The sequence below is a fragment of the Burkholderia dolosa genome (genome assembly GCF_902499135.1).
GTDB classification, from domain to species: Bacteria; Pseudomonadota; Gammaproteobacteria; order Burkholderiales; family Burkholderiaceae; genus Burkholderia; species Burkholderia dolosa.
On record NZ_CABVPR010000005.1, the window covers coordinates 1 to 22937 of the forward strand.

Annotated in this window: 21 protein-coding genes and 2 pseudogenes; 15 read left to right on the top strand and 8 right to left on the bottom strand. The window is 67.6% G+C overall.

The window, feature by feature from the left end; translation table 11 throughout:
• Positions 1–370: 370 nt before the first annotated feature.
• The 3 genes from arsC to BUB20358_RS03735 are packed head-to-tail and all read right to left on the bottom strand — an operon-like array spanning position 371 to position 2264.
• Positions 371–793, bottom strand: coding sequence for an arsenate reductase (glutaredoxin) (gene arsC / locus BUB20358_RS03725; protein ID WP_006763388.1), 423 nt, complete (start codon positions 791–793; stop codon positions 371–373).
• Positions 790–1884 carry an ACR3 family arsenite efflux transporter gene (arsB, locus tag BUB20358_RS03730; protein WP_035973268.1) on the bottom strand — a complete coding sequence of 365 codons (1095 nt, stop codon included), beginning with the start codon at positions 1882–1884 and terminating at the stop codon, positions 790–792. Before arsB ends, arsC begins: the two co-directional genes overlap by 4 nt.
• A gap of 44 nt (positions 1885–1928) precedes the next feature.
• Positions 1929–2264 (bottom strand): ArsR/SmtB family transcription factor, encoded by a 336-nt coding sequence (locus BUB20358_RS03735; RefSeq protein ID WP_006763390.1) that lies wholly within the window; start codon positions 2262–2264, stop codon positions 1929–1931.
• Between the two features lie 783 nt (positions 2265–3047).
• On the opposite strand from BUB20358_RS03735, the gene BUB20358_RS03740 reads away from it, so the two are divergent.
• From BUB20358_RS03740 to loiP, 6 genes are all read left to right on the top strand, one after another.
• Positions 3048–3671 carry a DNA-3-methyladenine glycosylase gene (locus tag BUB20358_RS03740; RefSeq protein WP_006763392.1) on the top strand — a complete coding sequence of 208 codons (624 nt, stop codon included), beginning with the start codon at positions 3048–3050 and terminating at the stop codon, positions 3669–3671.
• Between the two features lie 732 nt (positions 3672–4403).
• On the top strand, positions 4404–4985 hold the full coding sequence (gene phaP, locus BUB20358_RS03745) for a TIGR01841 family phasin (RefSeq protein ID WP_006763393.1): 582 nt from the start codon (positions 4404–4406) through the stop codon (positions 4983–4985).
• A 311-nt stretch (positions 4986–5296) separates the two neighbouring features.
• On the top strand, positions 5297–6478 hold the full coding sequence (locus tag BUB20358_RS03750) for an acetyl-CoA C-acetyltransferase (RefSeq protein WP_045552506.1): 1182 nt from the start codon (positions 5297–5299) through the stop codon (positions 6476–6478).
• A 206-nt stretch (positions 6479–6684) separates the two neighbouring features.
• Positions 6685–7428, top strand: a complete 744-nt coding sequence (gene phbB, locus BUB20358_RS03755; RefSeq protein ID WP_035971715.1) for an acetoacetyl-CoA reductase — start codon at positions 6685–6687, stop codon at positions 7426–7428.
• Between the two features lie 111 nt (positions 7429–7539).
• Positions 7540–7749, top strand: coding sequence for a hypothetical protein (locus tag BUB20358_RS03760; RefSeq protein WP_035971717.1), 210 nt, complete (start codon positions 7540–7542; stop codon positions 7747–7749).
• Positions 7750–8007: 258 nt separating this feature from the next.
• Entirely contained in the window at positions 8008–8769 is a 762-nt protein-coding gene (gene loiP / locus BUB20358_RS03765; RefSeq protein WP_006763396.1) for a metalloprotease LoiP, read from the top strand.
• A gap of 122 nt (positions 8770–8891) precedes the next feature.
• Here the strand turns inward: loiP and BUB20358_RS03770 are convergent.
• Positions 8892–9201: pseudogene (locus BUB20358_RS03770) on the bottom strand (lactate utilization protein LutB domain-containing protein); the annotation flags it as partial.
• Between BUB20358_RS03770 and BUB20358_RS28200 the strand changes: the two are divergent.
• The 3 genes and pseudogenes from BUB20358_RS28200 to BUB20358_RS03780 all read left to right on the top strand — a co-directional run.
• A pseudogene (locus tag BUB20358_RS28200) lies at positions 9190–9445 on the top strand (FCD domain-containing protein); the annotation flags it as partial. The pseudogenes BUB20358_RS03770 and BUB20358_RS28200 sit on opposite strands and share 12 nt — an antisense overlap.
• A 199-nt stretch (positions 9446–9644) precedes the next feature.
• Entirely contained in the window at positions 9645–11270 is a 1626-nt protein-coding gene (locus BUB20358_RS03775; protein ID WP_006763397.1) for a phospholipase D family protein, read from the top strand.
• Positions 11271–11484: 214 nt separating this feature from the next.
• Positions 11485–12258, top strand: coding sequence for a class II aldolase/adducin family protein (locus BUB20358_RS03780; protein WP_035971718.1), 774 nt, complete (start codon positions 11485–11487; stop codon positions 12256–12258).
• A gap of 27 nt (positions 12259–12285) precedes the next feature.
• On the opposite strand, the gene BUB20358_RS03785 is transcribed toward BUB20358_RS03780, so the two are convergent.
• On the bottom strand, positions 12286–13305 hold the full coding sequence (locus BUB20358_RS03785) for a hypothetical protein (RefSeq protein WP_006763399.1): 1020 nt from the start codon (positions 13303–13305) through the stop codon (positions 12286–12288).
• Positions 13306–13708: 403 nt separating this feature from the next.
• On the opposite strand from BUB20358_RS03785, the gene BUB20358_RS03790 reads away from it, so the two are divergent.
• Together BUB20358_RS03790 and BUB20358_RS03795 are read left to right on the top strand one after the other, a co-directional pair.
• Complete coding sequence (locus BUB20358_RS03790) at positions 13709–14143, top strand: CHRD domain-containing protein (RefSeq protein ID WP_006763400.1); 435 nt, start codon at positions 13709–13711, stop codon at positions 14141–14143.
• Positions 14144–14232: 89 nt separating this feature from the next.
• Complete coding sequence (locus BUB20358_RS03795) at positions 14233–15195, top strand: alpha/beta hydrolase (RefSeq protein WP_035971719.1); 963 nt, start codon at positions 14233–14235, stop codon at positions 15193–15195.
• Here the strand turns inward: BUB20358_RS03795 and BUB20358_RS03800 are convergent.
• A complete protein-coding gene (locus BUB20358_RS03800) occupies positions 15165–16007 on the bottom strand; it encodes an EcsC family protein (RefSeq protein WP_006763402.1) in 843 nt (280 codons plus the stop codon). The two genes, BUB20358_RS03795 and BUB20358_RS03800, sit on opposite strands and share 31 nt — an antisense overlap.
• Positions 16008–16112: 105 nt before the next feature.
• Between BUB20358_RS03800 and BUB20358_RS03805 the strand changes: the two genes are divergently transcribed.
• Complete coding sequence (locus tag BUB20358_RS03805; RefSeq protein ID WP_006763403.1) at positions 16113–17708, top strand: MDR family MFS transporter; 1596 nt, start codon at positions 16113–16115, stop codon at positions 17706–17708.
• Positions 17709–17735: 27 nt separating this feature from the next.
• On the top strand, positions 17736–18182 hold the full coding sequence (locus BUB20358_RS03810) for a MarR family winged helix-turn-helix transcriptional regulator (RefSeq protein WP_006763404.1): 447 nt from the start codon (positions 17736–17738) through the stop codon (positions 18180–18182).
• A 129-nt stretch (positions 18183–18311) separates the two neighbouring features.
• Here the strand turns inward: BUB20358_RS03810 and BUB20358_RS03815 are convergent, their stop codons facing one another.
• Positions 18312–18893: a DJ-1/PfpI family protein gene (locus tag BUB20358_RS03815; protein ID WP_006763405.1), complete on the bottom strand. Its 582-nt coding sequence runs from the start codon at positions 18891–18893 to the stop codon at positions 18312–18314.
• A 140-nt stretch (positions 18894–19033) separates the two neighbouring features.
• The gene (locus BUB20358_RS03820; RefSeq protein WP_035973270.1) at positions 19034–20314 is read right to left on the bottom strand and encodes an amino acid deaminase; all 1281 of its coding nucleotides are present in this window, start codon (positions 20312–20314) and stop codon (positions 19034–19036) included.
• A gap of 119 nt (positions 20315–20433) precedes the next feature.
• Here BUB20358_RS03820 and BUB20358_RS03825 point away from each other — a divergent pair, with 119 nt between their 5' ends.
• Both BUB20358_RS03825 and BUB20358_RS03830 read left to right on the top strand, forming a co-directional pair.
• The gene (locus tag BUB20358_RS03825) at positions 20434–21369 is read left to right on the top strand and encodes a MurR/RpiR family transcriptional regulator (RefSeq protein WP_006763407.1); all 936 of its coding nucleotides are present in this window, start codon (positions 20434–20436) and stop codon (positions 21367–21369) included.
• A 2-nt stretch (positions 21370–21371) separates the two neighbouring features.
• Complete coding sequence (locus BUB20358_RS03830; protein WP_006763408.1) at positions 21372–22853, top strand: N-acyl-D-amino-acid deacylase family protein; 1482 nt, start codon at positions 21372–21374, stop codon at positions 22851–22853.
• Positions 22854–22937 lie beyond the last annotated feature (84 nt).

Here is a 22937-nt window from a genome sequence, read left to right on the forward strand (position 1 = left end):
CGCAGTGCGGGCGGCGGTGCCGGCGGTGCGGCTCGCAGCGGCGGCGCGCAGAGCCGTCCGAGCGCGCCGGCCGGCGGCGGCTTCGACGAGATGGACGACGATATTCCGTTCTGACATCTCGTCAGCAGCCGAAACCGTCAAGATCGACCCCGCCTCATGGCGGGGTTTTTCTTTGATCGTTCATTCTGTCGGTGCCGGGTGCCGTGCGTCGCTTCTGCGGTCGGCCGGCAGCGGAATGAGCGCTCGCACGGCGTACCCGTGGAGCCGCGCGAAGCTTGGCCGATGCATCGCCCGTTCGGCAGCGTGCGGTTACCAAGCAATCGGCGAACGAACCTGCGCAACGTCCGCCTTGCTGCAACTCGTCGCCGTGTCAGCCGTGCCTGCCGTGCGTGTCGATCACCACTTCACCGTCTTCCTTCGCGAACGGCCGCTGCTGCGGATTCGGCAGGATCTCGAGCACCGTTTCCGACGGCCGGCACAGGCGCGTGCCGAGCGGCGTGACGACGATCGGTCGATTGATCAGGATCGGGTGCGCAAGCATGAAGTCGATGAGTTCGGCGTCGCTCCATTTCGGGTTGCCGAGATCCAGCGCGTCGTAACATGTGCCGTTGCGGCGCAGTACGTCGCGCACGGGCACGCCGATCGCCGCGATCAGCGCGACCAGTTCGTCGCGGCCCGGCGGTGTGTCGAGGTAGCGGACGATGCGCGGCTCGATGCCGGCGTTGCGGATCATCGCGAGCGTGTTGCGCGACGTGCCGCAGTCCGGGTTGTGATAGATCGTGACGTCGGTCATCGGGTGGCCTCCACGCGTATCGACCCGCGTTCGTACCAGCTTCGCGTGCGATTGACGATGCGTACGACGGCCAGCATGACGGGCACCTCGATCAGCACGCCGACGACGGTTGCCAGTGCGGCGCCAGAATGAAAACCGAACAGGCTGATCGCGGCGGCGACGGCCAGTTCGAAGAAATTGGACGCGCCGATCAGCGCTGACGGACACGCGACCGTGTGCTTCTCGCCGACCGCGCGATTGAGCCAGTAGGCGAGCGCGGAATTGAACGTGACCTGCAGCAGGATCGGCACGGCGAGCAGCGCGATCACGAGCGGCTGCTCGAGGATCGCTTCGCCCTGGAACGCGAACAGCAGCACGAGCGTGACGAGCAGCGCGCCGATCGACCACGGACCGATCTGCGTCATCGCCGCATCGAACGCGCGCCGGCCGCGCGCGAGCAGCATACGGCGAGCGAGCTGCGCGAGCGCGACCGGCACGACGATGTAGAGCGCGACCGACGTCAGCAGCGTCGCCCACGGCACCGCGATCGCCGAGACGCCGAGCAGCAGCGCGACGAGCGGTGCGAACGCGACCACCATGATGCTGTCGTTCAGCGCGACTTGCGACAGCGTGAACAGCGGATCGCCTCCCGTGAGCCGACTCCACACGAACACCATCGCGGTGCAGGGCGCGGCCGCGAGCAGGATCAGGCCGGCCACGTAGCTGTCGAGCTGCCCGGCGGGCAGCAGCGGCGCGAACAGGTGCTTGACGAACAGCCAGCCGAGGAACGCCATCGAAAAAGGCTTGACGAGCCAGTTCACGACGAGCGTGACGCCGATGCCTTTCACGTGCCGGCGGACTTCGTGCAGCGCGCCGAAGTCGACCTTCATCAGCATCGGCACGATCATCACCCAGATCAGCAGTCCGACCGGCAGGTTGACCTGCGCGTACTGCATCCGGCCGATGCTCCCGAATACATCCGGCAGAAGCCGACCGAGCACGATGCCGGCGACGATGCACAGCGCGACCCACAGCGTGAGGTAGCGTTCGAACGTGCCGATCGCGGCGCGCGTCGGAGCGTTTTCGGCGGGCGCGGCTTCGGATGTCCGCATCGGCGGCCGCGAATCGGCGAGCGGGCGGCTCGAAGAGAAGCGCTTCACGATCGCCGCTTCGCCGCGGGAGAACATGCGGACAACGGCGAGCACGGATTGCCGCCGCAGCAGTTCTCGGTCAGATACGCGAGCAGGTCGTTCATCGTCGCGAAGTTCGCGCAGTAGATGACGAACCGGCCTTCCTGCCGGCTCGTGACGAGTCGCGCATGGGCGAGCTCCTTCAGATGGAACGACAGTGACGACGGCGGCACGTCGAGTAACGTTGCGATCTGACCGGCCGGCAGACCGTTCGGGCCGGCCTGTACCAGCGCGCGAAAGACGGCGAGCCGCGACTCGTGTGCGAGCGCCGCGAGCGCGCTGACGGTTTCATTGATTTCCATTTTTCGATAATAGTCGAAGTATCGAACCGCGGTAAAGCGCGCCGGTGTTCCGCTCGGCGTTAGTGCTGCTCCGACGCCGCGCATCGGGAGACGAAAGCATGATCAAATGAGCAGCACGCAGCGCAATGCGGTGTCGGCGACGCGGCTGCCGTTGCGTCGGCATCCAGAGGCTTCTCGAGCGGGCAACCGCCGAAGCCCTCCGCATGCGCCGAAGCCCTCCGCATCGTTCGAGTTCCCGGTTTTAAGCACTTCGATTCATGACTGACTTCGCTGACCGACTCCGCGATCTCATCGCGTCGCATCTCGACATGCCGTTTTGCAGAATTCGTCCCGGCCGCGACGCGGCAGCTGTCACACGACGTCTGCGACTGCCGATTCGTCCCGCAGGTTTCACGCGGGGCGAGATCGCGCTGCGGGACGATCGAACGACATCCGGGTACGGCTGCCGCGTGACGATGGCAGCGAAGCTACGGCCCACGTGCGCCGGCCGGCTTCCGTGCGCGAACTTCATCGTCGCGGCTGTGGCGTTCGCTCAGAAGGCCGCGCACCGTGTGGGAAGCTTTATCGTCCTTCTCGGCAAGACAGGCGCGTGTGTCGCGCGTTCACCCAGACGTGGCACTGCGCGGCGAAGGCCGCCAACCGCCATTCGGCGGCCGACGTTCATGCAGCAGCCCAGGCACGGCGGCAGCAATCGTATGTGTGGAACCGAGGATCGGGCCGACGCGTATCGCGACCGTCGCCCGCACATCGCGACGGTGTCCGGCGCGCGACGGGAGGCACGCAATGCGACGCAATGAGCGCCCACCGGTGTGGCCCGGCACTCCACTGTCGCGCGCATTCTTCGATCGCGTGGCCACCGACGTCGCGCCGCTGCTGCTCAACAAGATTCTCGCGGCGGCCGACGGCCGGGCCGGGCGCATCGTCGAAGTGGAGGCCTACGCGGGCGCGATCGATCCGGCTGCGCACACGTACCGCGGAAAAACGCCGCGCAACGCGACGATGTTCGGGCCGCCCGGACACTTGTACGTCTACTTCACTTACGGCATGCACTGGTGCTGCAACTGCGTGTGCGCATCGAACGGCGCCGGCACCGGCGTGCTGATCCGCGCGCTCGAACCGCTGTTCGGGCTCGAGCAGATGCGCGCGGCGCGGCCGCCGCAGACGCGCGACCGCGATCTGTGTCGGGGGCCGGCCCGACTCACGCAGGCGATGGGCATCGGCGGCGCGCAGGACGGTATCGACCTCGTCGGCGCGCGCGACGGCTTCGCGATCGTGGACGACGGCATGGCGCCGCCCGCGAATCTGAAGGGCGGGCCGCGGATCGGCATTCGCGTCGGTCAGGCGCTGCCGTGGCGATGGAGCGTGCCGGGTAGCCGGTACGTGTCGACACCGCCGCGCGGCGCCTGATTCGTGCCGCGCGAAGTACCGCGCAAATCGCCCGGCGTCACGCGATCGCCATGATTCGCCGGCTAACCTTGTTTCCGGTCGATGTCTCGATCGGCCGGCGTGCACGATGCGCTCGTCGTATTCGCCGGTGAAGAGCCGTGAGCGTCGTCAGCGGTCGATGCCGCCGATCCATGTCGAACGGAGGCGCAATCGCGCGCAAGGGACCCGGCGCGCCGCATCGCGAGCTTGCCGGCCGACGTGCACGCGCAATTGGCGACCGGTCCGATTCGAATCATCCCGCTTCTCCGCCGGTTACCCAGGCCGGCATTCGTCCGACCATATATTGCTGTCGACGTAAACGAAAACGATTTCGAAATAATCGAGAAAACGATTACGCGGTCCGGTTCCCTATTTTTAAATGTATGTCGAATAGCATATAACCAAAGTAATGCGCGGGTAAATATTGCGCAAATCGCTGGTATGCGATGCAGTAAAAAGGTAAAAATCGTTGCTGCACAAGGGAGGCAGATGTGTCCCTTCAGCGCTGGCGCGGCTGTTCAGCCGACCGTTCCAGGTATATAGGGTTTTCACCTAGCATTAACTCCACTTAATTTTCAATTAGTCGCTTTAGAATGGCTTCCCTCACCTTGCTGCGCACAATCAGCAGAAGGTTGACAATAAAGAAGCGGAATTTCGATCCGGCTTCTATTTTCTTTATTTCTCCTCTCGCATTGCCCAACAGGAGCGTGACCGATGTCCGTATTTGCCCCCGAAAAAATCGCCGCCGATTGTCAGTCAGGAATCGCCGCATGGTTCGCCATCGCCCGCCCGGCGATCAACGGTATCGAAGCCGTCGTCGAGCTCAATCTGCAGGCGGCCAAGACGGCGCTCGAGGAGTACGAGGACAAGCTGAAGAACGCGTTCAACGCCGGCAACCCGGTTGCCGGCTTCGCGCAGCAGGTCGCGGCGCCGCAGGAAGCGGCCGGCAAGGCCGTGTCGTATGGGCGCCATCTGTTCGAGATCGCGGTGTCGACGCAGGCCGAATGGGTGAAGGTCGCGCACGCGCAGTACCAGCAGGCCGACACGCGCTGGAAGGAGGCGCTCGGCGAACTGTCGAAGCACGTGCCGGCCGGTTCGGCACCGGTGGTCGCCGCGCTGAATTCGGCGCTGTCGGCGGCAACCGCCGCGGCCGACTCGATGCGCGCCGCGACAGGCCAGGCGATCGAGGCCGCGCAGAGCAGCTTCGAGACAGCCGGCGAAACGGCCGTGCGCAGCGGCAAGCAGGCGGGTGCCGTCGCACGCAAGGAAGCGAGCGTGCGCGAATCGGCCGCCTGACCGTAGGTCGCGCGTTTGCGCGACACGATAGACCGGCCGGATGACGCCGGGCGCCGCGTGTGCCGCGCGGCGCCTCGCGCATGCCGGCTGCGATGACGCGTTTGCGTCGGCCGCGCAGTGCCGACATGTCGCCCGTGCCGGCGGACGTCGGCGACAGGGCGGCGCGTATCGCCGATCCGCGCGCCATTTATCGGCATGCACTCGCATGCCGGATCGAACCGTGTGCAGAGGTACCCGCGCGTCGGCCGTTGCCGGCGCGTGGCATCGGAGCGCGCACGGATCGTCAACCGATTTCGAAGCAGGGATTGAACATGACCGATGTAGTGATCGTATCGGCCGCGCGGACCGCGGTCGGCAAATTCGGCGGCTCGCTCGCGAAGATCGCGGCGCCCGAGCTGGGCGCGACGGTGATCCGCGCGGTGCTGGAGCGTGCGGGCGTGCAGCCCGATCAGGTCAGCGAAGTGATCATGGGCCAGGTGCTGACGGCCGGCTCCGGGCAGAACCCGGCGCGCCAGTCGCTGATCAAGGCCGGGCTGCCGAGCGCGGTGCCGGGGATGACGATCAACAAGGTGTGCGGCTCGGGGCTCAAGGCGGTGATGCTGGCGGCCAACGCGATCGTCGCGGGCGACGCGGAGATCGTCGTGGCCGGCGGCCAGGAGAACATGAGCGCGGCGCCGCACGTGCTGCCGGGATCGCGCGACGGGTTCCGGATGGGCGACGCGAAGCTGGTCGACACGATGATCGTCGACGGGCTGTGGGACGTGTACAACCAGTACCACATGGGGATCACCGCGGAGAACGTCGCGAAGGAATACGGAATTACGCGCGAAGAGCAGGACGCGTTCGCGGCGCTGTCGCAGAACAAGGCGGAAGCCGCGCAGAAGGCGGGCCGCTTCGCCGACGAAATCGTGCCGGTGTCGATTCCGCAGCGCAAGGGCGAGCCGGTGCAGTTCGCGACCGACGAGTTCGTGCGTCACGGCGTGACGGCCGAGTCGCTCGCGGGGCTGAAGCCGGCGTTCGCGAAGGACGGCACGGTGACGGCGGCGAACGCGTCGGGGATCAACGACGGCGCGGCGGCGGTGCTGGTGATGTCGGCGCAGAAGGCCGCGGCGCTCGGGCTCACGCCGCTTGCGCGGATCAAGGCGTACGCGAACGCGGGCGTGGATCCGAGCGTGATGGGCATGGGTCCGGTGCCGGCGTCGCGGCGCTGTCTGGAGCGCGCGGGCTGGACGCCGGGCGATCTGGACCTGATGGAGATCAACGAGGCGTTCGCCGCGCAGGCGCTGGCGGTGCACAAGCAGATGGGCTGGGACACGTCGAAGGTGAACGTGAACGGCGGCGCGATCGCGATCGGTCATCCGATCGGCGCGTCGGGCTGCCGGATCCTGGTGACGCTGCTGCACGAGATGGCCAGGCGCGATGCGAAGCGCGGGCTGGCGTCGCTGTGCATCGGCGGCGGGATGGGCGTCGCGCTGGCGGTCGAGCGCGACTGACCGGCCTGCGGCAGCGCGGCGCGCGGTGCAGGCCGGCGCCGAGCGCCGCGCAAAGCAGCTTTCGCGCAGTACAAGCAACCCACTACAAGCGCGGCGTTCCGGTGCGTGCGCCCGCATCGCCGGCAACGCACCGAAGTGGCGGGGCGGCAGCGCGTGCCATGCCGTCGCCCCGCATCATCGATCATTTTTTGACGGTACCGAACAGGATGAGCAAGCGCATTGCAGTTGTGACAGGCGGGATGGGCGGCCTCGGCGAGGCGATCAGCATCAGGTTGAACGACGCGGGCCACCGCGTCGTCGTCACGTATTCGCCGAACAACACCGGCGCCGACCGCTGGCTTTCGGAGATGCTCGCGGCGGGCCGCGAGTTCCATGCATACCCGGTCGACGTGGCCGACTACGATTCGTGCCGGCAGTGCATCGAAAAGATCGTTCGCGACGTGGGCCCGGTCGACATCCTCGTGAACAACGCGGGCATCACGCGCGACATGACGTTGCGCAAGCTCGACAAGGTCGACTGGGACACGGTGCTGCGCACGAACCTCGATTCGGTGTTCAACATGACGAAGCCCGTCTGCGAAAGCATGGTCGAGCGCGGCTGGGGGCGCATCGTGAACATCGCGTCGGTCAACGGCTCGAAGGGCTCGGTCGGCCAGACCAACTATGCAGCCGCGAAAGCCGGCATGCACGGATTCACGAAATCGCTCGCGCTCGAAACCGCGCGCAAGGGCGTGACGGTGAACACGGTGTCACCCGGCTATCTCGCGACGAAGATGGTGATGGCCATCCCGCACGACATCCTCGAGACCAAGATCCTTCCGCAGATTCCGGCGGGCCGGCTCGGCAAGCCCGAGGAAGTCGCGGCGCTCGTTGCGTATCTGTGTTCGGAAGAGGCCGGCTTCGTGACCGGCTCGAACATCGCGATCAACGGCGGCCAGCACATGCACTGACGTACGGCGGCCCGGGCGGCGCACACGCGCCGTTCCGGGCCGCGCGCCTGCTGTATCCCGTGCCGGGCCGCGCGCGGATGCGCGTGCCCGGCCTCGCATTCCGGAGGACGCATGGGCGATACCTGGATGGGACTCGCGATCGGCGGCGCGGCGCTGGCCGTTGCATTGGCGATGGCGATCGCGCTTTACCGGCTGGAGCGGCGTCGCGCGCGGCTGCTGCGCGAATTCGACCACCGCGACTGCTGGCTCGTCGCGTACGGGAAGTCGATCGCGCGTGGGCCGGCGAGACCGGCGCGTCGTGCGCGCATCGGCGTGCGCTGATCGGCGCGGAACGCGACGACGGACCGACCTGCGCTGCGGCGTCGGCCGAAGTATCGATACAGGCGGCCGCGCGTCGCTTCCCGGCATGCGGTCCATCCCACCGATTCGTTACGGTCGGTCAACCATTCCACCGATGGCCGCACCGTTTATCGCCGAGTCGATCGGTAATGAAGCTGTCATCCGATGTAAACGTCTGGTAATTTTCTGCCGAATTCTGCAAAATCGCCGCTCCCAAATACAACTACCGAGGGATCCGGGATGCAATTGAAGAAAGCGGTGGCAGCGTGTGGCGTGGCGTTCCTGCTGAGCGCATGCGGCGGCGTGCAGAATCTCGACGCGAACAGCCTGACGTCGGCGGGGACCAACCTGTTCAAGGCCGCGACGCTGTCGGACGCCGATATCGCCGCGCTGTCGAACGACTCGTGCAAGGCGAGCGATGCGCAGTCGAAGATCGCGCCGCCGAACAGCGCGTATGCGAAGCGTCTGGCGAAGGTGATGAAGGGCTTCGGCGACATGACGCTGAACGGCCAGAAGATCGACTACAAGGTCTACCTGACCAAGGACGTCAACGCGTGGGCGATGGGCAACGGCTGCGTGCGCGTGTACAGCGGCCTGATGGACATGATGAACGACGACGAGCTGCGCGGCGTGATCGGCCATGAAATGGGCCACGTCGCGCTCGGCCATTCGAAGAAGGCGATGCAGACCGCGTATGCGGTGAGCGCGGCGCGCAGCGCGGCCGGTGCGGCGTCGCCGGGCGTCGCCGCGCTGACGAGCTCGCAGCTCGGCGACATCACCGAGAAGTTCATCAACGCGCAGTTCTCACAGACGCAGGAAAGCGCGGCCGACGACTACTCGTTCGACCTGATGAAGCAGAAGGGGATGAGCCAGAAGGGCCTCGTCACCGCGTTCCAGAAGCTCGCGCAGCTCGACGGCGGCAAGAGCTCGATGATGAGCTCGCATCCGTCGTCGACGAGCCGTGCGCAGCACATCCAGGACCGCATCGCGAAGGGCAACTGATCGCAGCTCGCCGCGCCGCTCGCCCCGGCGCGACGGTTGCGGAAAAAAGCCCCGCGCTCAGCTGCCGAGCGCGGGGCTTTTGCTTTTGGACGTGTCTCTCCATGGATTTCGAAAGCGGTCTGCTACTCGGGCTGGCCGCGAACGCGCAGCAAGTCCGCGAGGCTGCGCGGCGCCGGTTCGAGCGGCGTGCGGTGCCGCGTCCAGCCGAGCTGCTTCGCAGGCGTGAGCGCGCAGCCGCGTCGCGGCCCAGCGGAACGCGCGATACGCATGCGGATGCGCGAACGCGCCGGACCGGATCGGCGACACGAGATCCTGCGCGCGGCGGTAATTCGCACCCCGGCCGCGCAGCGGATGCGCGACCGGTTCGTCGGGCTTGCGATTCGTCTCGGTGCGCAGTCGCACGAGCAATTGCGGAATCGGCATGCGTACCGGGCGCTCGCGTCGCGCAACACGATGTTCCTGCATCTGCATACAAGCGTGACCGCGATGCTGCGTCGGCACATCTCGATCGACGTGGCGCGCATGAGCGGACAGGACGCGCAGGCGTCGGAACAACTGCTGCTGCAGCACCGCGCTGTGCGACGCGGGCTGCGGCCGCCGGCTCGAAGCGGCGCGCACCGCGATGCACGCGCATATCGACTACGTGCGCGGCCATTTCGAGCGCGGCGGCGATATATCGGAAATTGGTTGGGCGGCTTCGGTCCGACGCCCGCGTGCCGGCCGGCAGCGGCCGGTGCCGCATCGCCGCGCCGCCGCAATGCGTGTCGTGCGATTGACCGGTTCGTCGGCCGCCCACTAGAATCGGCCCAAACCGCCCGTCAGCCGCGCGCCGCGGCGAGTGCGAACCCTTTGATCCGTCTGTCGAGGTAGCTTCCGTGCTCACGTCTGTCATTCGGCGCGCGCGGGCCACGTTGTCGTGGCGCGCGGCATGCCGCCCGGTCCGCGCCCTCGCGCTTGGCGCGTTGCTGCCCGTCGTCGCCGCGTGCGCGACGCATCCGCCCGCCACCGCGCTCGATCGCCCCGTGTCCCACGCATTGCCCGCCGATACCGCGACGCCGCTGCGCGACGCGCTGATCGCGCCCGAAGCCGCGCATCCGGGCCAGTCCGGCTTCCGGCTGCTCGCGGACGGCGCCGCGGCGCTGCAGATGCGCATCGCGCTCGCGCGCGCGGCGACCAGGACGCTCGACATGCAGTACTACATCGCGACCGAGGACACGACCGGCAAGCTGCTGCTCGGCGCGGCGCTTTATGCGGCCGATCGCGGCGTGCGCGTGCGGATGCTGGTCGACGATCTGAACTTCCACGACATCGATCGCATCATGGCTGCGCTGAACACGCACCAGAACATCGAGATCCGCGTATTCAACCCGTTCGGCGCCGCGCGGCAAGGCGTGGTCCAGCGTACGACCGACTTTCTCACGCGCATCGACAGCTTCACGCGGCGGATGCACAACAAGGCGATGATCGCGGACAACCAGCTCGCGATCGTCGGCGGCCGCAATCTCGGCGACGAATATTTCAGCGCGAGCCAGACGCTGCAGTTTCGCGATCTCGACGTGCTCGCCGCCGGTCCCGTGACGAGCCAGATTTCCGCGAGCTTCGACGCGTACTGGGCGAGCGCGAGCAGCTACCCGCTGCGCGTGCTGAACCACCAGTCGTTCGATCCGAAGGATCTCGACGCGACGCGCAACGAATTGCGCGACCACTGGCGCAAGAACGCCGATCCGTACAACGCGAAGCCGCTGAACGCGACGCCGCTCGCGCAGCAGATCGCGCGCGACCAGCTCGAACTCGTGTGGGCGCCGGCCGAGTTCAAGGTCGACGCGCCCGACAAGATCGCGAAGCCAACGGATACGTACGTGAGCCCGCCGATGCAGCGCCTCGTCGAACTGACGCGCGGCGCGCAGCGCGAATTCCTCGCGTTCTCGCCGTACTTCGTGCCCCACGACGCAGGCGTGAAGATACTCGGCGATACGGCCGCGCGCGGCGTGCGCGTCGCGATCCTGACCAATTCGCTTGCCGCGACCGACGCGGTCGCCGTGCAGGCCGGCTATGCGCCGTATCGCGTGCCGCTGCTCCAGCGCGGCATCGAGCTGTACGAATTCAAGGCGCAGCCCGACCAGCCGCGCGCGCGGGTATTCGGCTCGCGTTCGCGGGCGAGCCTGCATGCGAAGGCGTACGTGATCGACCGCAAGATTCTCGTGATCGGCTCGCTGAACCTCGACCCGCGCTCCGCGTACCTGAACACCGAGCTGGCACTCGTGATTCACAGTCCGGTACTCGCGCAGCAGGCCGCGGCGATCTTCACGCGCGTGACGCAGCCCGACGAAAGCTACCGCGTGCGCCTCGTGCGCGCGCCCGGCGGCGGGCCGCCGTCGCTCGAATGGACTGGCACGGACGACGGTCGGCCGGCCACCTATCACGTCGATCCGCATGCGGGGCTGTTGCGCAATCTGATGACCGGCATCTTCACGCTGCTGCCGGTCGACGATCAGCTTTGAGCGCAAAAGCCTGGCGAAAGGGGACAAAAGCGGGGCGGAACCGGTGAAGGCACTCCGGCTAAACCCGCGATTCCGGTGGGTACAGAAAGGTGATATGGTTGTGCGCGCAACCATTATCGGACCCAGACGCCGCCGCCGTGCGAAGCGCGGGCGGTGCGCCAGGACGGTGCGCGAATCCGTACGCGGTCCGCGCACGCCGCAACCGGAGCTCCCCATGCAACGTGTACCGAACCAGCCGTTCATGCGTCCCGCGCGTTTCTCCGAAGCCGAATGGCAGGCGCGCGTGCAGCTCGCGGCCGTCTATCGGATCTTCGACTACCTCGGCTGGACCGAGCTCATCTACAACCACATCTCGTTGCGCGTGCCGGACGAGGACGGACACTTCCTGATCAACCCGTTCGGGCTCCATTACCGGGAAGTGTGCGCGTCGAATCTCGTGAAGATCGACATCGACGGCAACGTGATCGGCCATTCGGACTGGCCGATCAATCCGGCCGGCTTCACGTTCCACAGTGCGATCCATGCGGCGCTGCCCGACGCGCACTGTGTGATGCACGTGCATACGACGCCCGCGATGGCCGTGTGCTGCTCGCGCGACGGGCTGTCGTTTTCGAATTTCTATGCGGCGCAGCTGTACGGGAAGATCGCGTATCACGATTTCGAAGGCATCACCGTGCATCTCGACGAAGGGCGGCGCATCGTCGCGAGTGCAGGCGGGCGGCCGGTACTGCTGCTGCGCAATCACGGGCCCGTGACGATCGGTGCGACGCTCGCGCAGACGTTCTCGCTGATGTGGCTGCTCAATCGCGCGTGCGAGGTGCAGGTCGCCACCGGCGCGATCGGCGACGCGCTGCCGATTGCGCCGCCGGTGCTCGAAGCATGCGTGCGCGATTCGCTGAATTTCGATCCGAAGCACGGCGCGGGGCAGGACGCGTTCGATGCGCTGCAGCGCATCGTCGATCGCATCGATCCCGGCTATCGGGCGTGACGTGCGCGCAATGTGCGCGGGCCGCCGCTAGAAACGGTAGCCGACGCCGGCCTGGATCACGTCGGTGTCGCGGTCGTAGCGCGTGACCACGCGGTTCCACGTGATGCGCGTGAGCCAGCGATCGGAAAGCCGGTAGCTCGCCGAAATCGATACGATTCCCGACAGTCGGCCGTCGCCGGCTCCCGGCTGTCCTTCGCGCGTGCGCTGGTTCACCGCGAAATAGCCGCCGGCACCGGCCGACAGCGTGAGCTTGTCGTCGAGGAACGCGCGCGTCAGCCACAGCTCCGATGCGATCCCGTTGCGGCGGATGCCCTGTTTCGCGCCTTCGTACAGCCACGTCGCCGTCCAGTCGACCAGACGCGTGAGGCCGCGCCGGTACTCGATGCTGCCGCCGAGCGTCGACGGCGACGAGCGGCTGTTGAGGATCGTTTCACCGAGCATCGCGGTGACCTCGTTGTTCGTCACGTTGCGCGTGCGCAGCAGCGCCGTGTCGCGCGGGCCCGGCGTGCCGGGCGCGTCGAGCTGATAGCCGACGCCGAACATCACCGATGTCGTGTCCGGCCCGCTGAAGACCTGCGCGCGGTTGAGCTGAAGCTGCGCGATCCAGCGATGCGACGTGTAGTACGCGGCGCGCACGCTCATCAGCACGCCCCAGCCGTGCGTGTTCGAGTAGCCGCGACCCTCGGCGGCCGGCACCGTGTCGAAATAGCGATACGGGCCGACGCCGGCCGACAGCACGAAGCGGCGGTTCTCGAGCGGCATGCGCCCCCAGAACTGCACGGCCTGACCGTCGCGGTGGTGATCGGGAATGTGGCCTTCGTTGTACCAGGTGAAGCCGAGCGCGGTGTGCTCGCTCAGTCCTTCCTGATAGTCGAACGTCCACGCGTACGAACGATCGCCGCCGCCCCACAGCGAACCGGCGAGCACGGAAAATTCCTGCGCGTCGGCGGGCGCGACGTAGAACGCGGCGACGGAGCAGAGACCGGCGAGCAGCGGGCGGACACGAGCGGAGCGGGGCGGGACGGATATCGGGCGACGGGCCGGCACGTTTCATTTCCAGTCACGACGGAATGCCGTCATTGTCCCGTGCGGGCGGCGCGATGTCGACGCGGGTTTGCACAAAACCGTATTACGTATCGTGACGGCGAACCTGCGCATGTTCGTGTCACGCGGCGTCAATGCGGCCGACGTGCGGACAAAAAAACGCGGCCGGGCGGCCGCGCGAAACTCGCAGACTCCTTCGGACGAAGGAAACAAGCAACAGTGACACGCAGTGTAGCGAAAGGCCGCGCGCGGATTCAGGCGTCGCGCTGCAAAGGTCTGTTCCCGGCGGCGGCACGCCGGCGTGCGAAGCCGCACGATGCCGGGTGCCGCAAGCGCGGCGATCGACTACCATCATGAGGCGCCCCCGGCCGGGCGGCGTACAACGAACGTCGTGCAAGGAGAACCCATGCCGAAGCTGCGTTTGCTCCAGGTGGCGCTACTCGCCGGTGCATTGGCCGGCGGCAGCGCCGCCGCCGAAACGGTGCGCCTGTCCGCCAGTCTCCAGCCGTCGAGCGAGGTGCCGCCGACCGCGAGCAAGGGATCGGGCGCAGTCGATGCGACCTACGATACGGCCACGCGCACGCTGCAGTGGACGGCGACGTACGAGCACCTGAGCGGCCCGGCGACGGCCGCGCATTTCCACGGCCCGGCGCCGGTCGGTCAGAACGCGGGCGTGCAGGTGCCGATCCCGAAGGACGAACTTTCGAGCCCGATCAAGGGCTCGAAGGTGCTCACCGACGCGCAGGTCACCGACTTGATGGCCGGCAAGTGGTACTTCAACATCCATACGCACGCGCATCCGGCCGGCGAAATCCGCGGCCAGGTGATGCCGGCGAACTGAGCGCCCGCGTTTGATGTAGAGGCACCTGTCGAGCGGCGCGGCAGTGATCGCACGTACCATCGACACATTTCCGATCCGGAGTGCGTTCGATGAGTTGGCAAAGCAGGTTCGCGTGCCGGCTGCTGCGCTGGCAGTTTCGTCCCGAGACCACGCGCGAGGTGCTCGATCCCGCCCGTGCGCGGCGCTTCACCGACTTGCGGATGTACGTGCCGCGCCGTGCGCCGTCCGGTTACCGGCTGCGCGAATGCTATGGCGCCGGCGACGCGCCGTTGCGCGGCGAATGGCTCGAGCGCACCGATGCGGATGCCGCGCGCGCAGCCGGCCGCATGCTGCTGTATTTCCACGGCGGCGGCTATTACTTCTGTTCGACGAAAACGCATCGGCCGCTCGTGTTCGGGCTCACCAAGCGCGCGGGCGTGCGATCGTTCTCGCTCGATTACCGGCTCGCGCCCGAAAACCGCTTCCCGGCCGCACTCGACGACGCGCTCGCCGCGTATCGTCGGCTGCTGGCGCTCGGCACGCCGCCCGAGTCGATCGTGTTCGGCGGCGATTCGGCGGGCGGCGGTCTCGCGCTCGCGACGCTCGTCGCGCTGCGCGATCGCGGCGAGCCGCTGCCGGCCGGCGCGATTCTGTTCTCGCCGTGGACCGATCTGGCCGGCACCGACGGCACGATGCGCAGCAACGACGGCCGGGATCCGATGTTCGCCGCCGCGGCGCTGCCGAAGGCCGCGAAACTGTATCTGGGCGACGAGGCGCCGACGAATCCGTACGCGTCGCCGCTTTATGCGGATCTCACCGGCTTGCCGCCGCTGTATATCCAGGTCGGCAGCACCGAAGTGCTGCTCGACGATTCGCGGCGCGTCGCCCACCACGCAAAAGCCGCCGGCGTGCCGGTGGAGCTCGAAATCTGGCCGGACATGCCGCACGTGTGGCAGCTGTACGCGCCGATGGTGCCCGAAGCACGCGACGCGCTCGACCGCGCGGCCGCGTTCCTGCGCCGTGTCGCGGTCGAGCATGCGGTTCAGCGTGTCGGCGACGCGTCGATCGCCTGATACGCGGCCTTGACCGCGACCGAACCGTACTTGCGCTCGAGCCGGCGCACGGTGAAGTGGCCGTGCGCCATCTGCTGGAAGTGATCGATGAACAGCGTGTTGACGGTCGCGCCGAGCACCGCGCCGATCGCGGGAATCGACTTCGCGGCCATCTGCTCGGTCACCTGCACTGAGAACCGCGACGCGACGGTCTGCACGAGCTTGAACACGGCCGCGGAGCTGTGAGCGGCGATGCCTTTCGCGGTAATGTCGGACGACGCCTTCGAAATCGCCTGCGCGAGCGCGCCGCGCAGCACGAAATAGCCGAGATCGGCATCCTGCTCGTTCTTGTCCGGGTGGCCGCCCATGCCGAGCACGGCGAGGCACTGCAGCTGCGTATCGACCGACGTCAGATCCTCGCCTTCGCTGCGCGCGATGTCGCATACCGAGCGGAAGATCAGCGTGGTCGTCACCGGCAGTTCGACCGGCAGCGCGAGAAAGCCGAACGCGCCGCCGGCCGCGCCGGTCGTCGCGACCGCGAGCTTGTGCAGCAGATTGCTCGGCTTGTCGGGCTCCGCGTCGGGCGCCGGCGGCCGGCCGAGCGTGCGCAGCGCGATGTTCAGGCACTTGCGCAGCGCAAGCTGCGTCGCATCGTTGATCTTGCCGGTCGCGAAGTCCGGCAGCCGGCCGATCATCTTCTCGACCGGCGCGCCGAGCACGCTCGTCAGCTTCATCGTCAGCGACGGGCTTTCCAGCACGTGTTTCGCGCGCTGCAGCGCTTCGCGATCCTCTTGCGACAGCGTCGTCGCGGCGTTGATCGAAATCGGTTCCATCTTTCTCCTTGGCGGTCGGCGGGCTTCAGCGGCGGACAGCCTAGATTACTGCGCCGTGCTAGAATTTTGAGATCGTTTGACTCGTCAAAAGTTGCGTCAACAAAGATGGCTGTCCACACCGCCGCCCCTCATTCGAGCGGGCAAGTCCTGCCGTTTCGCGAGTCGCTGCTCGCGATGATCGGGATTTCGTTCGTCACGATGCTCGTCGCGCTCGACCAGACCGTCGTCGGCACCGCATTGCCGACGATCGTCGCCGAGCTGCGCGGCTTCGACCTGTACGCGTGGGTCGCGACGTCGTACCTGCTGAGCTCGGTGATCACGGTGCCGATCTTCGGCCGCCTCGGCGACTATTACGGTCGCAAGCCGTTCGTGATCGTGTCGATCGTGGTGTTTACCGGCGCGTCGGTCCTGTGCGGGATGGCCAACGACATGCTGTATCTCGTGCTCGCGCGCGGGCTGCAGGGCATCGGCGGCGGGATGCTGGTCGGCACCGCGTTCGCGTGCATTCCCGACCTGTTTCCGGATTCCGTCGTGCGGCTGCGCTGGCAGGTGCTGATGAGCTCCGCATTCGGCATCGCGAACGCGATCGGGCCGTCGCTCGGCGGCGTGCTGACCCAGTCGTTCGGCTGGCGCTCGGTGTTCTACGTGAATCTGCCGGTCGGGCTGCTGTCGCTGTTCTTCGTCTGGCGCTACCTGCCGCATCTGCGTCAGGTCGAGCACGGCGGCAAGATGCGGCTCGACTGGCCGGGCGCGCTGCTGATCGCGCTGTCGCTCGGCGCACTGCAGCTGTTCGTCGAATGGCTGCCGAAGTACGGCATCGCGAGCTGGGCGTCGCTGCTGCTCGTCGTCGCGGTCGCGGCGGGCGTCGGCCTCTGGCAGTGGGAAAAGCGCTGCGCGCAGCCGATTCTGCCGTTCGACATGTTCGGCAATCGTGCGTTGTCCACGCTGTTCGTGCTGGCGATTCTCGCCGGCTTCGCGATGTTCTCGCTGCTGTTCTATGCGCCGCTGCTGTTCCAGGGCGGCTTCGGGATGTCGCCGAGAGAAGCCGGGCTCGTGATCACGCCGCTCGTCGTGTTCATCACGATCGGCAGCATCATGAACGGCCGCGTGATCACGCGCATCCGCAACCCGAACGCGATGTTGCACGTGGGGTTCGTGCTGTTCGCGATCGCATGCGCGGGCATCGTCGTGTCGACGCATGCGACGCCGATCTGGATGCTGATGGCGCTGATGGTCGCCGGCGGCATCGGTCTCGGTTTCGTGCTGCCGAACCTGACCGTATTCGCGCAGCAGACGGCCGGACGCGAGCATCTCGGCATCGCGACCGCGCTGCTGCAGTCGCTGCGGATGGTCGGCGGGATGATCGGCACCGCGCTCACCGGCACGCTCGTCAACCAGATGTATTCGAGCGGCGTGCGCGACGCGCTGTCTGCCAACCACGCAGCGCAGTGGCATGCGCGGCTCGCCGATCCGCAGATCCTGATCGACCGCACCGCGCAGGGCGATCTCGTCGCCGAGCTGACGCGCGCCGGGCATAATGGCGCGCTGCTGCTCGAAGCGGCCCGCGAATCGCTGGTCGGCGCGATTCACCTGGGTGTCGCGATGGCGGCGCTCGTCGCCGTGTATTCGGTGTGGCAGTGCCGTCGCGTGCCGCCCATCGCGCTGCGGCGCAAGATCGAACCGCACGTCGCGGCAGACTGACCGATTGAACGGACACGAATTCAGCGCATGGAAGAACAGGACCGCGTCGCGATCTTGCAGCAATTCGGACGCACGTATCGCGCGTTCATGACCGCGTTCGAAGCGCACGTCGGTCAGCCGATGCCGCGCTGGCGGATCATGGTCGCGCTGCATACGATGGGCGGGCACGCATCGCAGAAGAAGCTGGTCGAGGTGCTGCGGATCGATCCGGGCGCGCTCACGCGTCAGCTGAAGTCGCTCGACGCGCTCGGCTGGATCGAGCGCGAATCCGACGCGCGCGACAACCGCGTGACGAACGTGACGCTCACCGACGACGGCCGTGCCGCGTTCGAAGCGTGTCTGCCGCGCCGCAAGGCGTTTATCGAGCAGACGATGGCGCAGCTGCCGGACGACGTGCTGACCGCGCTGTCCGGTGCGCTCGCGATGCTGGAGTCGCGGATCGCGGACGTCGGTTCGACGCCGGCTCCGCGCTGACGATCGCCGGCCGGCGGGCAGCCCGCGCATGCCGTGCGTCGGCCGAGCGCGGCGGGCGCGCGGCGTCAGCCGCGACGAAGCCCCGCCGACGACCGGCACGTCGTTTCATTTCGCTTCGGATTCCGCCGATCACAATTCGATGCGCGTGCCGAGCAGCGCGAGGAACTGCGCGATCCATGCCGGATGCGCGGGCCACGCCGGCGCGGTGACGAACGGCGCATCGGTCACGGCCGCATCGACCGGGATGTCCGCGTATTCGCCGCCCGCGAGCTTCACTTCCGGCGCGCACGCCGGATACGCGGAAATACGCTTGCCGCGGATCACGTCGGCGGCCGCGAGCAGCTGCGCGGCGTGGCAGATCGCCGCGATCGGTTTGCCGGCTTCCGCGAACGCACGCACCAGCGCGATCACTTTCGAATCGAGACGCAGGTATTCCGGCGCGCGGCCGCCCGCGATCGCGAGCGCGTCGTAGCCGGATGCATCGACGTCGTCGAACGTCGCGTTCAGCGTGAATTGATGGCCGGGCTTCTCGGTGTAGGTCTGGTCGCCCTCGAAATCGTGGATCGCCGTCTTGACCTTGTCGCCCGCGCGCTTGCCGGGGCACACCGCATCGACGTGGTGGCCGACCGCCTGCAGCGCCTGGAACGGCACCATCGTTTCGTAGTCTTCGGCGAAATCGCCGGTCAGGAACAGGATCTTCTTCGCGGCCATGGCTTTCTCCTTTCTGACACGTTGAGGGCCCGTTCGCGGCAGACGGCCGAAACGGCCCAGAGGACGAAAGCGCAGTGTACTCCGGCCGCTTGAAGCGCGCGTGACGGCCGCCCGCGGCGGCGGGCGGCGCGCGCGGTGCGTCAGAAGAAGGTTTCGATCACTTCCGTCACGCGGAATTGCGGATCGACGACGAGCAGCTGACGCCACTTGTCGAACGTCAGGCACGGATGCGAGATGTCGAACGCGACCATGTCGCCGACCTTCACGTCCGCGCCGGGCGGGATCTGCAGATAGGCATGCTGATCCATCATCCCGGTGACGGCCCAGCCGTCGGTCGCGGCGACATCGCGCGGCGCGCCGTCGCGGCCCGGCCGGAAGTGGCGTGCCGGCTCCGGCAGCCCGGCGTCGAATGCCGCGTCGCGCTTGCCGAGCGCGACGATCGCGCGGCCGGGCTCCGGCACCGACTGCACGTACGCCCACAGCTGCAGCGCGGGCAGCAGCCCTTCGCCCATCTTGCGCGCAATCGGATTGCGCGCGAACACGTCGGTCTGCGCCTTCTTGTAGATGCCGACGTCATGCGTCAGATAGCAGCCGGGGCGCAGCACGACTTCCGCGAAGCCCGCGTCGGACGCTTTCGCGAATTCCTCGGCGACCACGTCGTACCACGCGGAACCCGCGCCGGACAGGATCGCCGGCGTGCGCGCGAAGCGGCCGGCTTCCGCGAGTTCCCGCGTGAGCGCGACGGCCTGCTGCAAAAACGCGCGGATCTCGCCTTCCTCCTTCAGCACGCCTTCGTACAGTTCGATTCCGGCGAGCTTCAGCGTGTCCGGGTAGCGCGCGATCGCGTCGAGCACCGCATTGCGCTGCGCGATGTCGCGCACGCCGGCGCGGCCGCCCGGCACGCCGAGTTCGAGCAGCACGTTCAGCGGCTTCTTCAGCTCGCCGAAGAAACGGCCGAGCTGATCGACGCTGTCGACCGAATCGACGAGGCAGAAGAATTCGAAATCGGGATCCGACAGCAGCCCGGCGACGATCGTCATGTTGTGGCGGCCGACGAGCTGGTTCGCGAGCAGCACGCGCCGCACGCCGCCGTGATACGCAGCCTGCGTCTGATGGGCGGTCGCCAGCGTGATCCCCCACGCGCCGGCGTCGAGCTGGCGCCGGAACAGCTGCGGCGCCATCGTCGTCTTGCCGTGCGGCGCGAATTTCACGCCGTATTGCTGGACGAACGCCTGCATCCATGTCAGGTTGTGCTCGATGCGATCGTCGTACAGCACTGCCGCCGGCAGGCTCACGTCCTCCGCCAGCAGATTCCATTCGAGGCGGCCGGCGTCTTCCAGCGGCACGCTCGCGCTCGGCACGTTGCCGAGACCCTTGCCCAGCGGATCGATTGTCGGTTCCTGATAGTTTGTAACTTTCATGTCATCCCGCTCCATCATCACTATGCATTGCACTGAAGTTGACATGCCGATGGTACAGAAAGTAGCATCGGCGCGGTGATGTTATTTAGTAACATCACGCTTCGAATCCTTTTCCGCCGATGAATACGCGCGCCACGCCACCCGTTTCCCGTGCAGTCGACCCGTCGCCGGCCGCGCAGCCGGCGGTCGATATCGTCGCGCGGATCGCCGAATGCGCGCCCGAGCTGCGCGAAGCCGAGCGCAAGGTCGCCGCATTCATCCTCGCGGATCTCGCGCGCGCCGCGCATGCGAGCATCGGTACGCTGGCCCGCGACGCGCAGGTGAGCGTCGCGACGGTCACGCGCTTCGCGAAGGCCGTCGGCTGCCGCGACGTGCGCGAACTGAAGCTGCTCGTCGCGCAGGCGGCGGCGGTCGGCCGGCGCTTTCTCGTGCCGTCCGACGACGATGCGTCCGCGCACGACGCGAGCGCCGCTTCGGTCGTCTACGACGACATCCGCGTCGCACTCGCGCACAACCATCAGCTGCTGCGCAATACGTCGTTCGATGCGGCGGCCGATCTGCTCGCCGGCGCGAAGATGATCTACGTGTACGGGCAGGGCGGCGGCTCGACCGCGCTCGCCGACGAGTTGCGCTTCCGGCTCGTGCGTTTCGGCCGGCCGGTCGCGAGCTACCAGGACAGCGTGTTGCAGCGGATGGTCTCGGCGACGCTGTCGCGCGACAGTGCGGTCGTCGCGCTGTCGGTGAGCGGGCGCGTGCCCGAGCTGCTCGAGAGCTGCCGTCTCGCGAAGCGCTACGGCGCGACGCTGATCGCGATCACCGCGCCCGCGTCGCCGCTCGCGGCGCTCGCCGACCATCTGATTCCGGTCGTCGCGTTCGAGACCGATTTCATTTACAAGCCGTCGACGTCGCGCTACGCGATGATGATGGCGATCGACGTGCTCGTCACCGGAGTCGCGCTGCGGCTCGGCGATGCGGGCCGAGAATCGCTGCGCCGCATCAAGCATGCGCTCGACGCGCATCGCGGCGGCGGAGACCGTCAACCGGTAGGAGACTGACCATGCATTCGCATCCCGAAGCGGCCGATACGCTGATCGTCGGCGCGCAGCTGTACGACGGCACCGGCGCGCCGCCCGTCACGCGCGACGTCGCGATCCGCAACGGCACGATCGCGGCGATCGGCAACCTGTCGAACTGGCTCGCCGAAACCGTCGTCGATGCGAACGGCCGCGCGCTTGCGCCGGGCTTCGTCGACGTGCACACGCACGACGACACGCACGTGATCCGCGCGCCGCAGATGCTGCCGAAGATCTCGCAGGGCGTGACGACCGTGATCGTCGGCAACTGCGGGATCAGTGCGTCGCCCGTCACGCTTGCCGGCGATCCGCCCGATCCGATGAACCTGCTCGGCGAGCGCGGCGCGTTTCGCTATCCGACCTTCGCCGACTATGTCGCGGCCGTCAACGACGCGCGTCCGGCCGTCAATGTCGCGGCGCTCGTCGGACACACGGCGCTGCGCAACAACCAGATGGACCGCCTCGACCGCGCGGCCACCGACGCGGAGATCGCCGCGATGCGCGCGCAGCTCGAGGAGGCGCTCGCACACGGCGCGCTCGGGCTGTCGTCGGGCCTCGCGTACGGCTCCGCGTTCGCGGCGCCGACCGAGGAAGTGATGGCGCTGGCCGAGCCGCTCGCGAACGCCGGCGCGCTGTATACGACGCACATGCGCACCGAGTTCGACGCGATTCTCGACGCGATGGACGAGGCGTACCGCGTCGGCCGCCACGCGCGCGTGCCCGTCGTGATCTCGCACCTGAAGTGCGCGGGACCGTCGAACTGGGGGCGCAGCACCGAGGTGCTCGCGTCGCTCGAACGCGCGCGGCGCTACCAGCCGGTCGGCTGCGACTGCTATCCGTACAGCCGCAGCTCGTCGACGCTCGACCTGAAGCAGGTGACCGGCGACATCGACATCACGATCACGTGGTCGGACCCGCATCCGGAAGTCGCGGGCAAGCTGCTGAAGACGATCGCGGCCGACTGGGGCGTGACCGAGCAGGAAGCCGCGCAGCGGATCCGTCCGGCCGGCGCGGTGTACCACAACATGTCCGAGGACGACGTGCGGCGCATCCTGTCGCATCCGGCGACGATGGTCGGCTCGGACGGGCTGCCGAACGATCCGCTGCCGCACCCGCGGCTGTGGGGGGCGTTTCCGCGCGTGCTCGGCCATTACGTGCGCGACACGAGTCTGCTGCCGCTCGAAGAGGCGATCCGCAAGATGACGTCGCTGTCCGCGCGCCGCTTCGGGCTCGCGCGCCGCGGCGAGGTGCACGTCGGCTATCACGCGGATCTGGTGCTGTTCGACCCGGCTCGCGTGATCGATGCCGCGACCTTCGACAACCCGCAGCAGCCCGCGCACGGGATCGACGCGGTGTGGGTGAACGGCGTGCTCACGTACGAGAACGGCCGGCCGACCGGCGAGCGTGCCGGCGGTTTCATCGCGCGCGGCGAACGCGTGCAGGCGAGCGGCGACGTCGCGTTCTGAGCGCGGCGCCGGCTGCCGATATTCCGCGCGCGCCGCTGCGGCGCGCGCATTCGCAACCGAAACGGAACTGAAACAGGAGTGAAA

Coding starts and splice junctions, on each gene's coding strand:
- arsC (WP_006763388.1), bottom strand. CDS start 793: ATGACCGACGTCACGATCTATCACAACCCGGACTGCGGCACGTCGCGC.
- arsB (WP_035973268.1), bottom strand. CDS start 1,884: ATGCGGACATCCGAAGCCGCGCCCGCCGAAAACGCTCCGACGCGCGCC.
- BUB20358_RS03735 (WP_006763390.1), bottom strand. CDS start 2,264: ATGGAAATCAATGAAACCGTCAGCGCGCTCGCGGCGCTCGCACACGAG.
- BUB20358_RS03740 (WP_006763392.1), top strand. CDS start 3,048: ATGCGACGCAATGAGCGCCCACCGGTGTGGCCCGGCACTCCACTGTCG.
- phaP (WP_006763393.1), top strand. CDS start 4,404: ATGTCCGTATTTGCCCCCGAAAAAATCGCCGCCGATTGTCAGTCAGGA.
- BUB20358_RS03750 (WP_045552506.1), top strand. CDS start 5,297: ATGACCGATGTAGTGATCGTATCGGCCGCGCGGACCGCGGTCGGCAAA.
- phbB (WP_035971715.1), top strand. CDS start 6,685: ATGAGCAAGCGCATTGCAGTTGTGACAGGCGGGATGGGCGGCCTCGGC.
- BUB20358_RS03760 (WP_035971717.1), top strand. CDS start 7,540: ATGGGCGATACCTGGATGGGACTCGCGATCGGCGGCGCGGCGCTGGCC.
- loiP (WP_006763396.1), top strand. CDS start 8,008: ATGCAATTGAAGAAAGCGGTGGCAGCGTGTGGCGTGGCGTTCCTGCTG.
- BUB20358_RS03780 (WP_035971718.1), top strand. CDS start 11,485: ATGCAACGTGTACCGAACCAGCCGTTCATGCGTCCCGCGCGTTTCTCC.
- BUB20358_RS03790 (WP_006763400.1), top strand. CDS start 13,709: ATGCCGAAGCTGCGTTTGCTCCAGGTGGCGCTACTCGCCGGTGCATTG.
- BUB20358_RS03795 (WP_035971719.1), top strand. CDS start 14,233: ATGAGTTGGCAAAGCAGGTTCGCGTGCCGGCTGCTGCGCTGGCAGTTT.
- BUB20358_RS03800 (WP_006763402.1), bottom strand. CDS start 16,007: ATGGAACCGATTTCGATCAACGCCGCGACGACGCTGTCGCAAGAGGAT.
- BUB20358_RS03805 (WP_006763403.1), top strand. CDS start 16,113: ATGGCTGTCCACACCGCCGCCCCTCATTCGAGCGGGCAAGTCCTGCCG.
- BUB20358_RS03810 (WP_006763404.1), top strand. CDS start 17,736: ATGGAAGAACAGGACCGCGTCGCGATCTTGCAGCAATTCGGACGCACG.
- BUB20358_RS03815 (WP_006763405.1), bottom strand. CDS start 18,893: ATGGCCGCGAAGAAGATCCTGTTCCTGACCGGCGATTTCGCCGAAGAC.
- BUB20358_RS03820 (WP_035973270.1), bottom strand. CDS start 20,314: ATGAAAGTTACAAACTATCAGGAACCGACAATCGATCCGCTGGGCAAG.
- BUB20358_RS03825 (WP_006763407.1), top strand. CDS start 20,434: ATGAATACGCGCGCCACGCCACCCGTTTCCCGTGCAGTCGACCCGTCG.
- BUB20358_RS03830 (WP_006763408.1), top strand. CDS start 21,372: ATGCATTCGCATCCCGAAGCGGCCGATACGCTGATCGTCGGCGCGCAG.